The 16336-nt window shown below is 67.3% G+C and carries 19 protein-coding genes and 1 pseudogene; 9 read left to right on the forward strand and 11 right to left on the reverse strand.

Going from position 1 to position 16336, the window contains the following annotated elements; genetic code table 11:
- Positions 1-13: 13 nt before the first annotated feature.
- The 5 genes from AU187_RS19250 (at position 14) to AU187_RS19270 (ending at position 4611) form a co-directional block, all read left to right on the forward strand.
- Positions 14-1471 carry a sugar porter family MFS transporter gene (locus tag AU187_RS19250; RefSeq protein WP_059102141.1) on the forward strand — a complete coding sequence of 486 codons (1458 nt, stop codon included), beginning with the start codon at positions 14-16 and terminating at the stop codon, positions 1469-1471.
- 71 nt (positions 1472-1542) lie between these two features.
- Positions 1543-1824 carry a phosphoribosyl-ATP diphosphatase gene (locus tag AU187_RS19255; protein WP_059102142.1) on the forward strand — a complete coding sequence of 94 codons (282 nt, stop codon included), beginning with the start codon at positions 1543-1545 and terminating at the stop codon, positions 1822-1824.
- A 38-nt stretch (positions 1825-1862) separates the two neighbouring features.
- The gene (gene hisG, locus AU187_RS19260; RefSeq protein WP_059167187.1) at positions 1863-2708 is read left to right on the forward strand and encodes an ATP phosphoribosyltransferase; all 846 of its coding nucleotides are present in this window, start codon (positions 1863-1865) and stop codon (positions 2706-2708) included.
- 41 nt (positions 2709-2749) lie between these two features.
- A complete protein-coding gene (locus AU187_RS19265; RefSeq protein ID WP_059167188.1) occupies positions 2750-3232 on the forward strand; it encodes a DUF4126 family protein in 483 nt (160 codons plus the stop codon).
- A gap of 8 nt (positions 3233-3240) precedes the next feature.
- Positions 3241-4611, forward strand: coding sequence for an FAD-containing oxidoreductase (locus tag AU187_RS19270; RefSeq protein ID WP_059167225.1), 1371 nt, complete (start codon positions 3241-3243; stop codon positions 4609-4611).
- Here the strand turns inward: AU187_RS19270 and AU187_RS19275 are convergent.
- The 7 genes and pseudogenes from AU187_RS19275 to AU187_RS19305 form a co-directional block, all read right to left on the reverse strand.
- A complete protein-coding gene (locus AU187_RS19275) occupies positions 4608-4964 on the reverse strand; it encodes a DoxX family protein (protein WP_353612201.1) in 357 nt (118 codons plus the stop codon). The genes AU187_RS19270 and AU187_RS19275 overlap by 4 nt on opposite strands.
- Entirely contained in the window at positions 4964-5608 is a 645-nt protein-coding gene (locus AU187_RS19280) for a flavodoxin family protein (protein WP_172800310.1), read from the reverse strand. Before AU187_RS19280 ends, AU187_RS19275 begins: the two co-directional genes overlap by 1 nt.
- Before the next feature lies 1 nt (position 5609).
- Positions 5610-6113, reverse strand: a complete 504-nt coding sequence (locus AU187_RS19285) for an SRPBCC family protein (protein ID WP_059167189.1) — start codon at positions 6111-6113, stop codon at positions 5610-5612.
- Positions 6110-6427 carry an ArsR/SmtB family transcription factor gene (locus tag AU187_RS19290; protein ID WP_059102146.1) on the reverse strand — a complete coding sequence of 106 codons (318 nt, stop codon included), beginning with the start codon at positions 6425-6427 and terminating at the stop codon, positions 6110-6112. The genes AU187_RS19285 and AU187_RS19290 overlap by 4 nt, the downstream gene beginning before the upstream one ends.
- Before the next feature lie 52 nt (positions 6428-6479).
- Positions 6480-6766, reverse strand: a pseudogene (locus AU187_RS19295) (YiaA/YiaB family inner membrane protein).
- 83 nt (positions 6767-6849) lie between these two features.
- On the reverse strand, positions 6850-7647 hold the full coding sequence (locus AU187_RS19300) for a thioesterase family protein (protein ID WP_059167190.1): 798 nt from the start codon (positions 7645-7647) through the stop codon (positions 6850-6852).
- The gene (locus AU187_RS19305; RefSeq protein ID WP_059167228.1) at positions 7644-8537 is read right to left on the reverse strand and encodes a RecB family exonuclease; all 894 of its coding nucleotides are present in this window, start codon (positions 8535-8537) and stop codon (positions 7644-7646) included. Before AU187_RS19305 ends, AU187_RS19300 begins: the two co-directional genes overlap by 4 nt.
- Before the next feature lie 146 nt (positions 8538-8683).
- Between AU187_RS19305 and AU187_RS19310 the strand changes: the two genes are divergently transcribed.
- A complete protein-coding gene (locus tag AU187_RS19310) occupies positions 8684-9517 on the forward strand; it encodes a tRNA (adenine-N1)-methyltransferase (protein ID WP_059102149.1) in 834 nt (277 codons plus the stop codon).
- 79 nt (positions 9518-9596) lie between these two features.
- Here AU187_RS19310 and AU187_RS19315 read toward each other — a convergent pair whose 3' ends face one another.
- Genes AU187_RS19315 through AU187_RS19325 form a run of 3 tightly spaced genes read right to left on the reverse strand, consistent with a single transcriptional unit; the run spans position 9597 to position 10939 of the window.
- Positions 9597-9890 carry a DUF503 domain-containing protein gene (locus AU187_RS19315; protein WP_059102150.1) on the reverse strand — a complete coding sequence of 98 codons (294 nt, stop codon included), beginning with the start codon at positions 9888-9890 and terminating at the stop codon, positions 9597-9599.
- 7 nt (positions 9891-9897) lie between these two features.
- Positions 9898-10440: a lipoprotein LppK gene (lppK, locus tag AU187_RS19320; protein ID WP_059167191.1), complete on the reverse strand. Its 543-nt coding sequence runs from the start codon at positions 10438-10440 to the stop codon at positions 9898-9900.
- A gap of 7 nt (positions 10441-10447) precedes the next feature.
- Entirely contained in the window at positions 10448-10939 is a 492-nt protein-coding gene (locus AU187_RS19325; protein ID WP_059167192.1) for an MTB12 family secreted protein, read from the reverse strand.
- A 146-nt stretch (positions 10940-11085) separates the two neighbouring features.
- Here AU187_RS19325 and arc point away from each other — a divergent pair, with 146 nt between their 5' ends.
- Both arc and AU187_RS19335 read left to right on the forward strand, forming a co-directional pair.
- Complete coding sequence (gene arc / locus AU187_RS19330; protein WP_059102153.1) at positions 11086-12924, forward strand: proteasome ATPase; 1839 nt, start codon at positions 11086-11088, stop codon at positions 12922-12924.
- A 7-nt stretch (positions 12925-12931) separates the two neighbouring features.
- Complete coding sequence (locus AU187_RS19335) at positions 12932-13555, forward strand: hypothetical protein (protein WP_059167193.1); 624 nt, start codon at positions 12932-12934, stop codon at positions 13553-13555.
- A 42-nt stretch (positions 13556-13597) separates the two neighbouring features.
- On the opposite strand, the gene AU187_RS19340 is transcribed toward AU187_RS19335, so the two are convergent.
- A complete protein-coding gene (locus AU187_RS19340; RefSeq protein WP_286132066.1) occupies positions 13598-14767 on the reverse strand; it encodes a hypothetical protein in 1170 nt (389 codons plus the stop codon).
- Between the two features lie 40 nt (positions 14768-14807).
- On the opposite strand from AU187_RS19340, the gene dop reads away from it, so the two are divergent.
- Positions 14808-16304 carry a depupylase/deamidase Dop gene (dop, locus tag AU187_RS19345; protein WP_059167195.1) on the forward strand — a complete coding sequence of 499 codons (1497 nt, stop codon included), beginning with the start codon at positions 14808-14810 and terminating at the stop codon, positions 16302-16304.
- The last annotated feature ends 32 nt before the right edge of the window (positions 16305-16336 follow it).

Below are 16336 nucleotides of genomic sequence, written 5' to 3' on the forward strand. Positions count from 1 at the left end.
GGAAGGGTGTCACATGGCCCATGGTCCCGTCGGTGAGCCCTCGTCAGGTTTGGATTACGAAGAATCCGAACACAGTGGCCGCGTGGTCCGGATCGCCTCCGTAGCGGCCCTGGGCGGTCTGCTTTTCGGCTATGACAGCGCGGTCATCAACGGGGCGGTATCGGCGGTCGAGGACCACTTCCAGATCAGCAAGACCGTGACGGGCGTCGCCGTCGCGGCCGCGCTGATCGGTGCGGCCCTCGGCGCGGTCGTCGCGGGTCGGCTGGCGGACAAGATCGGCCGGCTGTCGGTGATGAAGATCGCCGCGCTGCTGTTCCTCATCAGCGCCTTCGGCACCGGCCTGGCGGTCAACGTCTGGATGTTCGGGATGTTCCGCATCGTCGGCGGCCTGGGCGTCGGCGTGGCATCTGTGATCGCTCCGGCGTATATCGCGGAGACCTCGCCGCCGCGGATCCGCGGCCGGCTGGGCTCGCTGCAACAATTGGCCATCGTCTCCGGGATCTTCGTTTCGCTGGCGATCGACGCGCTGCTGGCGCATCTCGCGGGCGGGTCGCGGGAAGAACTGTGGCTGAGCATGGAGGCTTGGCGCTGGATGTTCCTCGTGATGGCGGTGCCCGCGGTGGTCTACGGCGGTCTGGCGTTCACGATCCCGGAGTCTCCCCGCTATCTCGTTGCGACATACCGGATTCCGGAGGCGCGGCGGGTGCTGAACAAGTTGCTGGGGGAGAAGAACCTCGAGCTGACGATCACCCGCATCAAGGAATCGCTGAAGTCGGAGAAGCCGCCGTCGTGGCGCGATCTGCGCAAGCCCACCGGCGGGCTCTACGGCATCGTGTGGGTCGGTGTGCTGCTGTCGGTGTTTCAGCAGTTCGTCGGCATCAACGTGATCTTCTACTACTCGAACGTGTTGTGGGAGGCCGTCGGTTTCGGTGAAGGCCAGGCGTTCATCATCACCGTGATCACATCGGTGACGAACATCGTCACCACGCTGATCGCGATCGCGCTGATCGACAAGGTCGGCCGCAAGCCGTTGCTGCTGTTCGGATCGACCGGCATGGCCGTGACGCTGGGCACCATGGCGATCGTCTTCGGCACCGCACCGGTGATCGACGGCCAGCCACACCTCACCGGGGCGGCCGGGCCCATCGCGCTGGTCGCCGCCAACCTGTTCGTGGTCTCCTTCGGCATGTCGTGGGGCCCGGTGGTCTGGGTGTTGCTCGGCGAGATGTTCCCCAACCGCATCCGCGGTGCCGCGCTCGGCCTCGCCGCCGCCGCGCAGTGGGTGGCCAACTGCGCGATCACCGCGTCATTCCCCGCACTTGGTGATTTTTCGCTGGGTATCGCGTACGGCTTCTACGCCGTCTGCGCAGTGCTGTCGCTGCTGTTCGTGTGGCGGTTCGTCTCCGAGACCAAGGGCAAGCACCTCGAGGACATGGGCAGCGAGGTTCCGCATCAGCAGGAGCCGGTCTGAGCCCGCGCCGACGCTAGCTGGCGTTGCGCGAACCGAACTCAACAAACCGGCGTGACCCGGCGGGCGAAACCGTGACACAATCGCGTGCCGTGAAGACCTTCGACGCCCTGTTCGCCGAGCTCGGCGAACGCGCCCGGACCCGCCCCGCCGGCAGCGGCACCGTCGCCGCGCTGGACGGCGGTGTGCACGGGCTCGGCAAGAAGATCCTCGAGGAGGCCGGCGAGGTGTGGCTGGCCGCCGAACACGAGAGCGACGAGGCCCTGGCTGAAGAGATCAGTCAGCTCCTGTACTGGACGCAGGTGTTGATGATCGCGCGCGGCCTCACCCTCGACGACGTTTACGAGAAGCTGTGATGTCTGCTCTTCGCCCGAGCGGCTCATCGCCGAACCGCGTGCTTCGCGTCGCCGTCCCGAACAAGGGCACGCTGTCTGAACCGGCGAGCGAGATCCTGTCCGAAGCGGGTTACCGGCGCCGCACCGATCCGAAGGACCTGACCGTTGTCGACCCCGCGAACAACGTCGAATTCTTCTTTCTGCGCCCGAAGGACATTGCGATCTATGTCGGCTCGGGGCAGCTCGATTTCGGCATCACCGGGCGCGACCTGGCCGCCGAGTCGGGTGCACCCGTGCGGGAGCGGCTCGCGCTGGGCTTCGGATCGTCGACGTTCCGGTACGCGGCGCCGGCCGGACATCAGTGGCGCGTCGAGGACCTCGCGGGCAAACGAATCGCGACCGCGTTTCCGAACCTCGTCCGCAAAGACCTTGCGGCACATGGCATCGACGCGACGGTGATCCGGCTCGACGGTGCAGTGGAAATATCTGTGCAACTCGGTGTCGCCGATGCGATCGCCGACGTGGTCGGCTCCGGCCGCACGCTCGGTCTGCACAACCTGATGGCGTTCGGTGATTCCCTGTGCGACTCGGAGGCGGTGCTCATCGAGCGTGAAGGCGCCCCGGACAGCCCGACCGGCGGCCAGTTGGTGGCTCGCGTGCAAGGTGTGGTGTTCGGGCAGCAGTACCTGATGCTCGACTACGACTGCCCGCGCAGTGTGCTCGACGAGGCGACCGCGGTCACCCCCGGACTGGAGTCACCGACGATCGCTCCGCTCGCCGACCCGGCGTGGGTCGCGGTGCGCGCGTTGGTGCCCCGGCGCGATGTCAACGCGATCATGGACGAACTCGCCGCCATCGGAGCGAAGGCGATCCTGGCATCCGACATCCGGTTCTGCCGCTTCTGATTCAACCGGAAGTGGCCGCGCAGGCGTGTTAGCGTCCCGGCATGACGCTAGCGTTCGTTCTGTTGCTCGCCCTGCTGATCGGTGTGATCGCCGGTCTGCGCGCGCTGACGGCCCCCGCGGTGGTCGCCTGGGGGGCCGCGCTCGGCTGGATCGACGTCGACGGCAAGTGGTCGGAGTGGATGGCACACCCGATCACCGTGGCGGTGCTGACGATTTTCCTGCTCGTCGAACTCGTGACCGACCAGCTGCCCACATTGCCGAGCCGCAGGACCGCGCCGCAGTTCATCACCCGGCTCATCATGGGCGCATTCGCCGGAGCAGTCATCGGCAGCGCGCACTTCCACACGTTCAGCGCGATGGGCGCGGGCATGATCGGTGCGGTGCTCGGCACGCTGGCCGGGGCGGCGGCACGCCGACGCTTCGCCGACGCCCGCAAGGGGCAGGACCGTCCGGGCGCGATCATCGAGGACATCGTCGCGGTCGGCGGGGGCTTCCTGATCGCGTTCCTGGCCAGCCTGGTGTGAACGGAACTGTGACACAGCGATTCGACGCGATCATCGTCGGCGCCGGTCAGGCAGGGCCACCACTGGCCGGCCGGCTCACCCAGGCGGGCCAGAAGGTCGCTGTGATCGAGCGCAAACTCGTCGGCGGCACCTGCGTGAATTACGGCTGCATACCGACCAAGACGCTCGTCGCGAGCGCGCACGCCGCCCATCTGGCCCGCCGCGGCGCCGAATACGGTGTCGGCACAGGCGAAGTCAGCATCGACATGGCAAGAGTCAAGGCACGCAAAGACAAGATCGTGCTCGGCGACCGCAACGGTGTCGAATCCTGGCTCAACGGCATGGACGGGTGCACGTTCATCCGTGGCCACGCGCGTTTCGAGGACCCGCACACGATTCGCGTCGACGACCAGGTGCTGCGCGCCGACAGGATCTTCCTCAACGTCGGCGGCCGCGCCGTGGTACCCGACCTGCCCGGCCTCTCCGACATCGACTACCTGACCAACGTCGGCATGCTCGAACTCGACACGGTCCCTGAGCATCTCGTCATCGTCGGTGGCAGCTACATCGCACTCGAGTTCGCGCAGATGTACCGCCGCTTCGGGGCCCGTGTCACCGTGCTCGAGAAGGGCCCCAGGTTGACCTCTCGCGAGGACGAGGACGTATCCGCCGCGATCAAGGACATCCTGGAGAGCGAAGGCATCGATGTGGTACTCGACGCCGACGCGATCCGATTCAACAAGACCGACAACGGCTTCGAGGTGGTCCCCGCCGACGGTGCGGCGCCGATTGCGGGAAGCCATGCGCTCATCGCGGTCGGGCGCACGCCCAACACCGACGACCTCGGGCTCGACAAGGCCGGCATCGAGACCGACGCCCGCGGTCATATCGCCGTCGACGACCAGTTACGCACCAACGTCGAGCACATCTGGGCGATGGGCGACTGCAACGGCAAGGGAGCGTTCACGCACACGTCGTACAACGATTTCGAGATCGTCGCGGCCAACCTCCTCGACGACGACCCACGCCGCGTCAGTGACCGGATCACCACCTATGCGCTCTACATCGACCCGCCGCTGGGACGGGCCGGGATGTCGGTGGCCGAAGTGCGCAAGTCGGGCCGAAAGGCATTGGTCGGCAAGCGCCCCATGACAAGGGTGGGCCGTGCGGTGGAGAAGGGGGAGACCCACGGCTTCATGAAGGTGGTCGTGGACGCGGAGACCGAGCAGATCCTCGGCGCGGCGATCCTCGGAGTGGGTGGCGACGAGGTGGTCCACGCCATCCTCGACATCATGACCGCCAAGAAGCCCTACACCGCGATCTCGCGCACGATGCACATCCATCCGACGGTCAGCGAGTTGGTGCCGACGATGTTGCAGGAGATGACGCCGCTCGATTAGAGCCGCGCCAAGTCAAGCGCGAGTGTCGCCACCGCCAGCGCGAGAAAGGCCGCCGGGTAGGCGATGTTGCCGAACACCCGATAGTGGACGTGGAAAGCGACCGCGCCGATGAAGAACAGTACGAGGCCGACCGCCGCCGCGAGGCCGATCATCGGGACACCGAGCAACCCGACGATCAGGCCGGCCGCTCCGGCGGCTTTGAGCACACCCAGCGGAGCGATGGAGCGGTCCGAGAGGTGCACTGCGGCAGCGTTGTCGAGCACGAATTGGGCACGGGCGAAGTCCGCGACGGCCGCCGCGAGGTTGACGCTGGCGGTGACCACCGTGACGACGACGTACGCGGTGGTCAGCATCAGTGAGCCGCCGACGAAACTGCAGGAGACGAAGCCGCTGGAGTGGCGGACCGGCCGACCTTGAGTTGGCGGGTCACGATCGCCACCCGCCAGCCGAGGTGCCGGCAGGTCTGCACATCGGACGGATGCACCTGGTCGGGGTTGGCGTCGACGTCGGTCTGCGCGCCGGCGCCGAGCCAGAAGCCCAGCCGGTTGAGATCGCTGTCACTACTGCCGGAACTGTTCCATCCTGGCCCCAAACCCAAACTGACCCAATGCATATGGTGCTGGGCCGCAAAGACCGCCATCGACACCAGTGTGTTGAGCTTGTCGCCGCTTTTGGCGCCGGAGTTGGTGAACCCCGCCGCGACCTTGTCGCGCCAGTCGCCGTTGGCGCACCGCCGCCCGGTCTTCTCGGCGAACGCCTGGAAGCCGGCCGACAGATTACCCATGTATGTGGCGCTGCCGAAGATGATGCCGTCCGCCCCGTCGAGAACGTCCCAATCCGCGTCGGTCATCTGGTCCACGGGCAGCATCGTGACCGCGGCGCCGGCTTCGCGCGCACCAGCGGCCACCGCGTCGGCGAGCGTGGCGGTGTGACCGAAGCCGGAGTGATAGGCGATCGTAATCGCAGGCGCGGCGACATCGGATCCGTTGTGAGACATCTTAGTTCGCTCCCTGCCGCGCGAGTTTGTTCACTTCCAGCCGACGGGTTTCCCAGTCCGGTAACTCGGTGCCCGCCAGATAGGCGGCCAGGCGGTCGAGGTAGGCGTGGCTGCCACCGTAGAAGCCCGACGCGTTGCGGACGCTGAGGCCGCGGTGGCTGAATCGCAGCAGCGTGCCCTCGCCGTCGGGCGTCAACTCGTAACGCACCACGCCGTCCTCGACGATGGGCTGCTTCCACTCGTGTTCGAACACGCGCGGTGGATCCCAGACCAGAATGCGCCCGGTCATCCGCTTACGTTCGGGGGGCAGCGGCGGATCGGTCGCGACCATCTCGATCGAACCGCCGTCCCGGGCATCGAGCGTCGTCTCGCCGAACCACTGCGCCCGTTGCGCTGGATCGGTGATGGCCGACCACACCGCTTCGATCGGAAAGGGCAGGTGGCGTTCGAAATTCAACACGGCGCGGTCGCCGTCGACCGTCAGCCGGCCGTCGAGTTCGGTCACTGTGACTCCTTGTGCGTGCGTTCCAGGTGCCGCTCGAGAGCGTTGAGGTGATCGGTCCAGTAGCGGCGGTACCGGTTGATCCAGGCGTCGATGGCGACGAGCCCGTCGGCGCGCAACGCATAGATGCGACGTTGCGCGTCGGGTCGGACCTCGACGAGTCCGACCTCGCGCAGCACCCGCAGGTGCCGTGACACCGTCGGCTGGGTCAACTCGGGCAACGTCGCAACGAGTTCACCCGCGGTGCGTTCGCCGTCGATCAGTTCGTCGAGCAGCGCCCGGCGGCTGGGTTCGGCGACCGCTTCGAAGACGTCCATACGGCTAGTATAGCACTACATCTATATAGACGCAAACACATATTGTCGTTGGTCAGGTGGCCGTCGTGAACGGGTTGTGCTCCGCGATCAGCTTCTCGATGCGGGCCTCGTCGAGCCGAACCCTGATGGTGGCGGCTTCCTGCTGGTCGCGGATCACCTTGGCCAGCGTGAACGAACTGGTGACCAGAAAGAGGGCGGTCATGCCGAGGAACAGCCGTTGCCAGGAGTCGAGCGGCAGGAAGAGGATTCCGCCGAGCATGCCGAGCAAGCTCACGCCGAAGGCGATGGCGCCTGCAGAAAGTAGGCGGCGGTGTTGCGCGGGTTGTTGAGTGTGTTCATGTCGCCAGCCTGCAACCTCCGGCGACGAAGCGGGTAGGTAGAACTACCCGACTTACTCCAAACGCTCTCGCGCAATGCGAGATTCACGGGCGGCGCTGCACCAGCAAAGTCTGCGCCGAGGTGCCGATGAACCCCTGCCGGTCGAACAGGTCCGCGGTCGTCGCGCCGATGCCGTCGGGTCCGATCGAGCCACGAGCGCGCACCGCGAAGTCGTTGCCGACCGGCAGGCGGTGCAGATGGACGGCGGTGTCGGTGTTCATGAACACGAACCGCTGCGGATCCAGTGCCGCGCCCGCACCGTTGGCGCTGTCGACCACCATCGCCAGCCGCTGGAGATCCGTCGTTGGCTCCGAATCAACCAGCGGGACAAGGGGACTCATCCAGACCACGTTTCCGGCCTCGCCGGTGTCGGGCTGGCGCCGCCAGCTCACCGTCTCGAGGTACCCCGTCGCGCCCACCCAGTCGTGCGGCACCGGCACAGATTCGCCCTCGATCAGCGGGGGATAGCGGTCGGTCACCGCATCGGCGGTGTCACTCGTTTTCAACAGCCAGGCGGTGACGCGGGCGACCGCCCGTTGTCCGCCGCCCGACCTGTCCGCTGACATCTCCGCCACCATCAGCGAGATCCGTGCGCCCGGGCGGTCGACCCAGGCCCGCACCCGCACCCGGGCGACCGGAATCGCGCCGAGGATGTCGAGAGTCAACCGGCCGATGCGCAGACCCGAATCGCCGGCCATTTCCTCGATCCGTTTCGTCATCAGTGCCAGCGGCGGTGAGCCGTGCTGAATCTCTGGATCCCAGTTACTGCGGGTCCCGTCGGTGGACTCGAAGACGGCGAACTCGCCCTCGGCGCCGACGCGCCGGTAGTGGCAGTCGATCACGCAGCCGGCTCCGTCGTAGCGTTCAGCACCGGCTCCTCGGCGGAATCCGATCCTTCGTCGGGCGCCTCGGGCCAACCGGGATACGGCGGAGGTGTGCCGCCGAACACCGGGCAGTGGGCATGGTGTGCGCACCAGTCGCACAGCGCAGACGGATGTGGCCGGAAATCACCTGTGGCGCCGGCATTTTGGATGGCCCGCCAGATCGCGGTCAGGGTCTTCTCGAACCTCATCAGTTCCTCGAGGTCCGGGGTGTAGTCGAGGATCTGGCCGTCGGCCAGGTACAGCAACCGCAGCCGCGCCGGCAGCACGCCGCGCGAACGGAACAGCGCCACGGCGTAGAACTTCATCTGGAACATGGCCTTGAACTCGGCCAGCGCCCGAGCCTCCGGCGGCGCCTTGCCGGTCTTGTAGTCGACGACCCTCAGTTCACCGGTCGGCGCGACGTCGATGCGGTCGACGAACCCGCGCAGCAGCGTCCCGTCCTCGAGCTCGACCTCGACGCGCTGTTCGCAGCCCTGCGGGTCGAAGCGGGTCGGATCCTCCAACCGGTAGTAGCCGGCCAACAGGGCCCGCGCCTCGGCCAGCAGTGCCGCCCGCACCTCGGGCGCGAACTCATCGGCGACGGCTGGTTGTTCGGCGACCACCGTGTCCCAGGCCGGGTCGACCAGCGTCAGCGCTGCTGCGGGTCCGCGTTCTGCGGCGGGTAACGCATAGAGCTTCTCCAGCACGGCGTGCACGACCGAGCCGCGAACCTGGGCGATCGACACCGGCTCCGGCAGCCGGTCGATGGCGCGGAAGCGGTAGAGCAGCGGACACTGCTTGAAGTCGGCGGCCCGCGACGGTGACAGCGCCGGGCGCCGCCGCGTCGGCTCACCACGCTCGTCGCTCATGCGCGATCCGCCTTCGGCTTCTCGCTCGTCGCTCATGCGCGATCCGCCTTCGGCTTCTCGCTCGTCGGTCATAGGGGCAGCCTAGGACGGGGTCCTGACAACCCCGCGCACCAGCGGCGGCGCGTCAACTGGCAGGCTGATGGGCTGTGCCAAGAACCGGTCCGTTCGCCGTCGGCGATCGGGTGCAACTGACCGACGCCAAGGGCCGCCACTACACGATGGTGCTGACCCCGGGCGGGGAGTTCCACACCCATCGCGGCATCATCGCGCTCGACACGGTGATCGGGCTGCCCGAGGGCAGCGTGGTCAAGTCCACCAGCGGTGACCAGTTCCTGGTATTGCGTCCGCTGCTGGTCGACTACGTGATGTCGATGCCCCGCGGCGCGCAGGTCGTCTATCCGAAGGACGCGGCGCAGATCGTGCACGAGGGCGACATCTTTCCGGGCGCGCGCGTGCTGGAGGCGGGTGCCGGTTCCGGTGCGCTGACGTGCTCGCTGCTGCGGGCCGTCGGCCCCGACGGGCGGGTGGTGTCGTATGAGGTCCGCGCGGACCACGCCGAACACGCCGAACGCAATGTCGTGACGTTCTTCGGTGCGCGACCGGCCAATTGGGAGCTGGTCGTGGCGGATCTCACCGAATACTCGGGTCCGGAAGTCGACCGCGTGGTGCTCGACATGCTGGCGCCGTGGGAGGTGCTCGGCACCGTGGCCGACGTGCTCGTTGCCGGCGGCGTGTTGATGATCTACGTCGCCACCGTCACCCAGCTGTCGCGTGCGGTGGAGGCGCTGCGCGAACAGCAGTGCTGGACCGAGCCCCGGGCGTGGGAAAGCATGCAGCGCGCCTGGCACGTCGTCGGCCTGGCGGTGCGTCCACAGCACACGATGCGGGGGCATACCGCGTTTCTCATCAGCGCGCGAAAGTTGGCGCCGGGCGCGGTGGCGCCGATGCCGGCGCGACGCAAGCGTCAGATCGGAATCTAGTAGCGATCGCCAGACCGACGCTATGGTCGAAATCCGCGCGCGGAAACGACCAAAGCGTCGGTTTCGGCGCTAGGTCCGCTCAGTCGGTGCTGCGGCGCAGGCCGCGGTGTGCAGAGAGCAGTTCGATTTCGGGCCGCGCCGCCACCAACCGCTCGGCGGCGTCGAGGATGTCGACGACGTGGCCGCGGTCGGCGGCCACCAGGGCGACGCCGACATTCGCGCGCCGATGCAGATCCTGAGCGCCGGTCTCGGCCGCCGAGACGGCGAACCGGCGGTGCAGTTCGGCGATCACCGGGCGGATCGCAGAGCGCTTCTGTTTGAGCGACCGCACGTCGCCCAGCAGCAGGTCGAATTCGATCCAGCCGATCCACATCGGCGGGTCAGGGGGTCGGCGTAGGCGTGGGATTCTCGCCGAGGTGCAGCAGCGCGTCGGCAGTCCCGCGTGTCAGCTGCCAGTGGTTGTCGGCGAGGCGGAACTCCATCGGGAACGTGAAGTCGCCCGCCTGCGGATCGGCGGCCTTGACGGTGATGGTCGCCAGCACGACGCCGTTCGCGCCGTCGGCCCATGCGAGGTCCTTCGCCTCGAAGGTGGCCGGAGCGTAGCCCCCATCGCGCAACGCCGTTGCGAACTTGTCCATCGCCGCGCCGTCGGCGGGTGTGGCGTTCTCGACGAGGTCGAGCTTTTCGGGGCCCGGGATGTTGGCGTCGGCGAGCCGCGCGAGGACGTCGGTGAGCGCGTTCGGAGGCGGCAGCGGCGCGATCGTCGACGGCGGCTGCGCGGCCGGCACCGGCGACGCCTCGGTGGTCGGCGGCACCACTGGCGCCGGCTCGGTACGCGGCTCGTCGGCACCACACGCGCATAGCCCGAGCGCCGTCGCGATCGCGACGGCGCTCAGGACTGCGGCACGGGCGGTGCGCTGCACCGGGCTCCTAGCGGACGGACGACAGCAGCGCCATGAGCGACTGCTTGGACATCTGCCAGCCGGTCGGGCTCGGCCCGGGTACGAACTGGATGTTCTGGCTGGCCGTGCCGCCGGTGGCAGCGGTCGCGGTCACGTCGGCCGACACCACGGCCCCGTTCTGGTCGATGTTCGCCACCGAGAAGGTCAACGGGAATTTGCCCTCGGCGGCCGCTTCACGAAGCTTGCTGTCGGCGAGCCTGCCCTCGATCCGCCCGATGCCACCCTGAACGTAGGGCGCCTTGCCGGCGGAGGTGCCGCCCGAGCCGAGCGCCTGCAGGGTCTGCACCAGCGGGCCTTCGAGTTCGGGGGCCGGGGTCTGCGGCATCGGAATGTCCCACACGACCGGGGTGACGGCCGGTGCGGAGGCGACATTGGAGGATGCAATGGATGTCACACCTGCCGCGGCACCGCCGACGACAGCGACCGCTGCGACGCCGGTAACGAGGGATTTCAGGGTCACGATTTTCCTTTCGATGGGCCCAACTCAGCAGAGAGGTTAACAAGTGGTGCTGGTGTGTCGAATTGCTACACCGCACACAATGGCTGAATCGCCGGTAGCGTTGATGTTGTTACTGCACCAACTCTCGGTGCGGGGAGGGGCGCAACATGAGTGAATCAGAGCGTTCTGAAGCCTACCCAGAAGGCTTCGACACCCACGAATCAGGCATGTCCAGCGAGGACGCGGCCGAGCTCGAAGAGCTCCGCCGCGAGGCCGCAATTCTGCGCGAGCAGTTGGAGAACGCGGTCGGCCCGCAAAGTGGTTTGCGCAGCGCCCGAGACGTCCACCAGCTCGAGGCACGGATCGACTCACTCGCCGCCCGCAACGCCAAGCTGATGGAGACGCTCAAGGAGGCCCGTCAGCAACTGCTCGCATTGCGCGAAGAGGTCGATCGACTCGGACAGCCGCCGAGTGGTTACGGGGTGCTGCTGGGCGTTCAGGACGACGACACGGTCGATGTGTTCACCTCCGGGCGCAAGATGCGGCTGACGTGCTCACCGAACATCGATGCCAAGGCGCTCAAGCAGGGCCAGACCGTCCGACTCAACGAGGCCCTGACGGTCGTCGAGGCCGGCAACTTCGAAGCGGTGGGCGAAATCAGCACGCTGCGCGAGATCCTGTCCGACGGGCACCGCGCGCTGGTGGTCGGCCACGCGGACGAGGAGCGCATCGTCTGGCTGGCCGAGCCGCTGGTCGCGGCCGAACACCTGCCCGAGGGCTACGACGACGACCTCGACGACAGCCGGCCCCGCAAGCTGCGTCCTGGCGACTCGCTGCTGGTCGACACCAAGGCCGGTTATGCGTTCGAACGCATCCCCAAGGCCGAGGTCGAGGATCTGGTGCTCGAAGAGGTGCCCGACGTCAGCTACAACGACATCGGCGGCCTGGGCCGGCAGATCGAGCAGATCCGCGACGCGGTCGAACTGCCCTTCCTGCACAAGGAGTTGTACCGGGAGTACTCGCTGCGTCCGCCCAAGGGTGTCCTGCTCTACGGTCCGCCCGGCTGCGGCAAGACGCTGATCGCCAAGGCGGTGGCCAACTCGCTGGCCAAGAAGATGGCCGAGGTCCGAGGTGACGACGCCCGAGAGGCGAAGAGCTACTTCCTCAACATCAAGGGCCCGGAACTGCTGAACAAGTTCGTCGGCGAAACCGAGCGTCACATTCGGTTGATCTTCCAGCGCGCCCGGGAGAAGGCGTCCGAAGGCACGCCGGTGATCGTGTTCTTCGACGAGATGGACTCGATCTTCCGCACCCGCGGCACCGGCGTCTCGTCGGATGTGGAGACGACGGTTGTGCCGCAGCTGCTTTCGGAGATCGACGGCGTCGAGGGCCTGGAGAACGTCATCGTCATCGGCGCCTCCAACCGCGAGGACATGATCGACCCGGCGATCCTGCGGCCCGGCCGCCTCGACGTGAAGATCAAGATCGAACGGCCGGATGCCGAAGCGGCGCAAGACATCTACAGCAAGTACCTCACCGAGGAACTACCGGTCAACGAAGACGATCTCGCGGAGTTCGGCGGCGACCGGTCGCTGACCATCAAGGCGATGATCGAAAAGGTCGTCGACCGGATGTACGCCGAGATCGACGACAACCGCTTCCTCGAGGTGACCTACGCCAATGGCGACAAAGAGGTCATGTACTTCAAGGACTTCAACTCCGGCGCGATGATTCAGAACGTCGTCGACCGGGCCAAGAAGTACGCGATCAAGTCCGTGCTGGAGACCGGCAAGCGAGGGCTGCGGATCCAGCACCTGCTGGACTCGATCGTCGACGAGTTCGCCGAGAACGAGGACCTGCCCAACACCACCAATCCCGATGACTGGGCACGGATCTCGGGCAAGAAGGGCGAGCGGATCGTCTACATCCGCACGTTGGTCACCGGCAAGAGCTCGTCGGCCAGCCGTGCCATTGACACCGAGAGCAACTTGGGCCAGTACCTGTAGTGCGCACATGTCCGGGGACTTGTCAGTGACCGGCGATGTGTTCGGCAAGCGCTACGGCGAAGTGCTGCTCGTCGCTTCCACACCGTCCGGACCCGAGGCCACGGTGTACAACACGTTCCCGCTCAACGACTGCCCGGCGGACCTGTGGAATGCACTCGACCCGCAAGCCATCGCCGCGGAAACCGGCGCCGTCGCCGCACTGCTCAACGGGCCGCGGCACTGGTTGATGAGCAGTATCGGCAAGCGTGGTCGAGACACGTTGGAGCGCAAGAGTTTCGGCGGAATCGAGATGCTGCGGCAGGCCACCGTCAAGCTCGCTGCGATGAACCCGGCGCCGTACCAACTGAACCGGGTGGACCGCAAGGCGGTCTTCACCTTCGATGCCGGACGTGAGATCTACGAACTCGTCGGCCCCGACGGCAGGCGGTGGGTCATGCAGACGTACAGCCAGACCGTCGACCCGGCCCTGTCCTTGACCGACCTCGCCGGCCTGGCCGAGCGGCTGTCGTTGCCCGCGGGATGGTCCTACCAACCGCGCATGCTCACATCGCCGCTGGTTGTGGACACCGCCACCGAGGCCGCCTGCGTGACGCAGGACGATCTGGCCAACAGTTACTCACTGCAGGCGTAAAGACCCCGTCGGAAGTTCCGCACACACACATGGTCGGTGCGGTTACCGCGCCGGTACCGCCGCCCGGTACCGGTTGCGGGCGGTCAGCGTGAGCCGTAGTCCGTCGATCAGCGGAGTGACGAAACGGTCGCGGTAAGCGTCGTCGCCGACCGCCCGGGCGCTGACGTACATGAACGTCAAGGCGCCGAGGAACAGCGTGACCTGAATCAGCGCCTCGGGCACCGGGATGGTCATCCCGAGGAACCGGCCATCGCTGGACCCGTTGCGCGTCCACGCCGCAAGCAGTTCGGGGGAGAGCAGGATCAAACCCAGTACGAAGAACAACAACGCCGTGACCACCGCCACCACCAGGATCTGGGCCAGTTGTGACACCGCCAGCACGAAGTACACGTTCAACCGCTCGGCGCGGCCCAGCGGCTTGACCTCCGTGGGATCCGGCATCCCCGCGAATGGGGTGTCGTCGAGCTTCGCGACGTGTCGCGTGTCGGGTTCGGCCGCGTTGATCATCGGCCGCATTCGGTCGACCGTCACCGACACGACGAATGCCACCGCGACAGCGCCGAGGAACCACAGCGCCAACCACAGCCGGGTACGCGACACCGTCGCCGCCATCAGCCACACCGGCGAGTTGAAGAAGACCAGGATGGTCAGCAGCAGCACGGGCAGCGCGCGCAGCAGCAGTGACCCTGCCGCAGCGAGATGGCTCAGCGTCACGTGAGCGGCCCAACCCAGAATCGAGCCGACCCCGGATGCGGTGAGCGCCAACGTGATTGCGACCGAAACCGCCACCAGCACCAGATTGCTCGACAGGTACGAACTCGGGCCGCCGAAGACAGCGCCGACGACCGAAACGCCCACGGCGCCCGCCGAGGCGAGCAAGCGACCGCTCTGCGACACGATCCGTGACACCCACCAGCCGACGGCCGCCGCGACCGGGAGCACCAGCACCAGCAGCGCCAGCACGAACCACTCGGCACGCGTCGGCCTGCCGTCGATGTCCACGGCGTGTTTGCCGGTCACCGCCACGACCACCACGGAGGTCGCCATCAGAACGGCGAAGCCTGCCAGGGCCGGCGCCGACCGGGACCACAGCCGGCGCACCAGGCGGCCCGGCCGCAGCACCGCCGGCAGCCCGTGCGCGAGGAACCAGCGGTCGGCCGCGCGCCGTTGCGCCGCGTCGACCAATGAAGGATTAGCCCCATCGGAAGGCACGGTCGCAGGCTACTTCGCGCCGTCACCTACGCTTGGCGACATGCAACGGATTATCGGAACGGAAGTCGAGTACGGCATCTCGTCGCCGTCCGACCCGACCGCGAATCCGATTCTCACGTCCACCCAAGCGGTGCTGGCGTACGCCGCCGCCGCCGGGATCCAGCGGGCCAAGCGCACGCGCTGGGACTATGAGGTGGAATCACCGCTGCGCGACGCCCGCGGATTCGACCTCAGCCGGTCGGCCGGCCCGCCCCCGGTGGTCGATGCCGACGAGGTCGGCGCGGCGAACATGATCCTCACCAACGGCGCGCGGCTGTACGTCGACCACGCCCATCCGGAGTACTCCGCGCCGGAGTGCACCGACCCGCTCGACGCCGTGATCTGGGACAAGGCCGGCGAACGGGTGATGGAGGCCGCCGCCCGGCACGTCGCGAGCGTGCCCGGCGCCGTGAGGCTGCAGCTGTACAAGAACAACGTGGACGGCAAGGGCGCTTCGTACGGGTCGCACGAGAACTATCTGATGAGCCGGCAGACCCCGTTCTCCGCGGTGATCGCGGGCCTGACCCCGTTCCTGGTGTCGCGCCAGGTGATCACCGGCTCGGGCCGGGTGGGCATCGGTCCCTCGGGCGACGAGCCGGGGTTCCAGCTGTCGCAGCGCGCGGACTACATCGAGGTCGAGGTCGGCCTGGAGACGACGCTCAAGCGCGGCATCATCAACACCCGCGACGAGCCGCACGCCGACGCCGACAAGTACCGCAGGCTGCACGTGATCATCGGCGATGCGAACTTGTCCGAAACCTCGACGTACCTCAAGCTCGGCGCGACGGCGCTGGTGCTGGATCTGATCGAGGAGGGCATGGAGCTCAGCGATCTCGCGCTGGCCCGTCCCGTGCACTCCGTCCATGTGATCAGTCGCGATCCGTCGCTGCGCGCCACCGTTGCACTGGCCGACGGCCGCGAAGTGACCGCCCTTGCGCTGCAACGCATGTACCTCGACCGGGTGGCCAAGCTCGTGGACAGCCGCGACCCGGACCCCCGCGCCAACGACATCGTCGAGACGTGGGCGAATGTGCTCGACCTGCTGGAGCGCGACCCGATGGAATGCGCGGAGCTGCTGGACTGGCCCGCCAAACTGCGGCTGCTCGAGGGCTTCCGGCACCGGGAGAACCTGGGTTGGTCGGCGCCGCGGCTGCACCTGGTCGATTTGCAGTACTCCGACGTCCGGCTGGACAAGGGCCTGTACAACCGGCTGGTGGCGCGCGGATCGATGAAGCGGCTGATCACCGAGCAGCAGGTGCTCGACGCGGTCGACAACCCGCCGACCGACACCCGCGCCTACTTCCGCGGCGAGTGCCTGCGCCGGTTCGGGGCCGATATCGCCGCGGCCAGCTGGGACTCGGTGATCTTCGACCTGGGTGGTGATTCGCTCGTCCGAATCCCGACGCTGGAGCCGCTGCGCGGCAGCAAGGCCCATGTCGGGGCGCTGCTGGATTCGGTGGACAGCGCCGTCGAGCTGGTGGAACAGCTCACCACCTGAGCGCGCTATCGCAGGAATTCCGCGCGGCGACC

The sequence above is a fragment of the Mycobacterium sp. IS-1556 genome (assembly GCF_001499985.1).
Lineage (GTDB): Bacteria > Actinomycetota > Actinomycetes > Mycobacteriales > Mycobacteriaceae > Mycobacterium.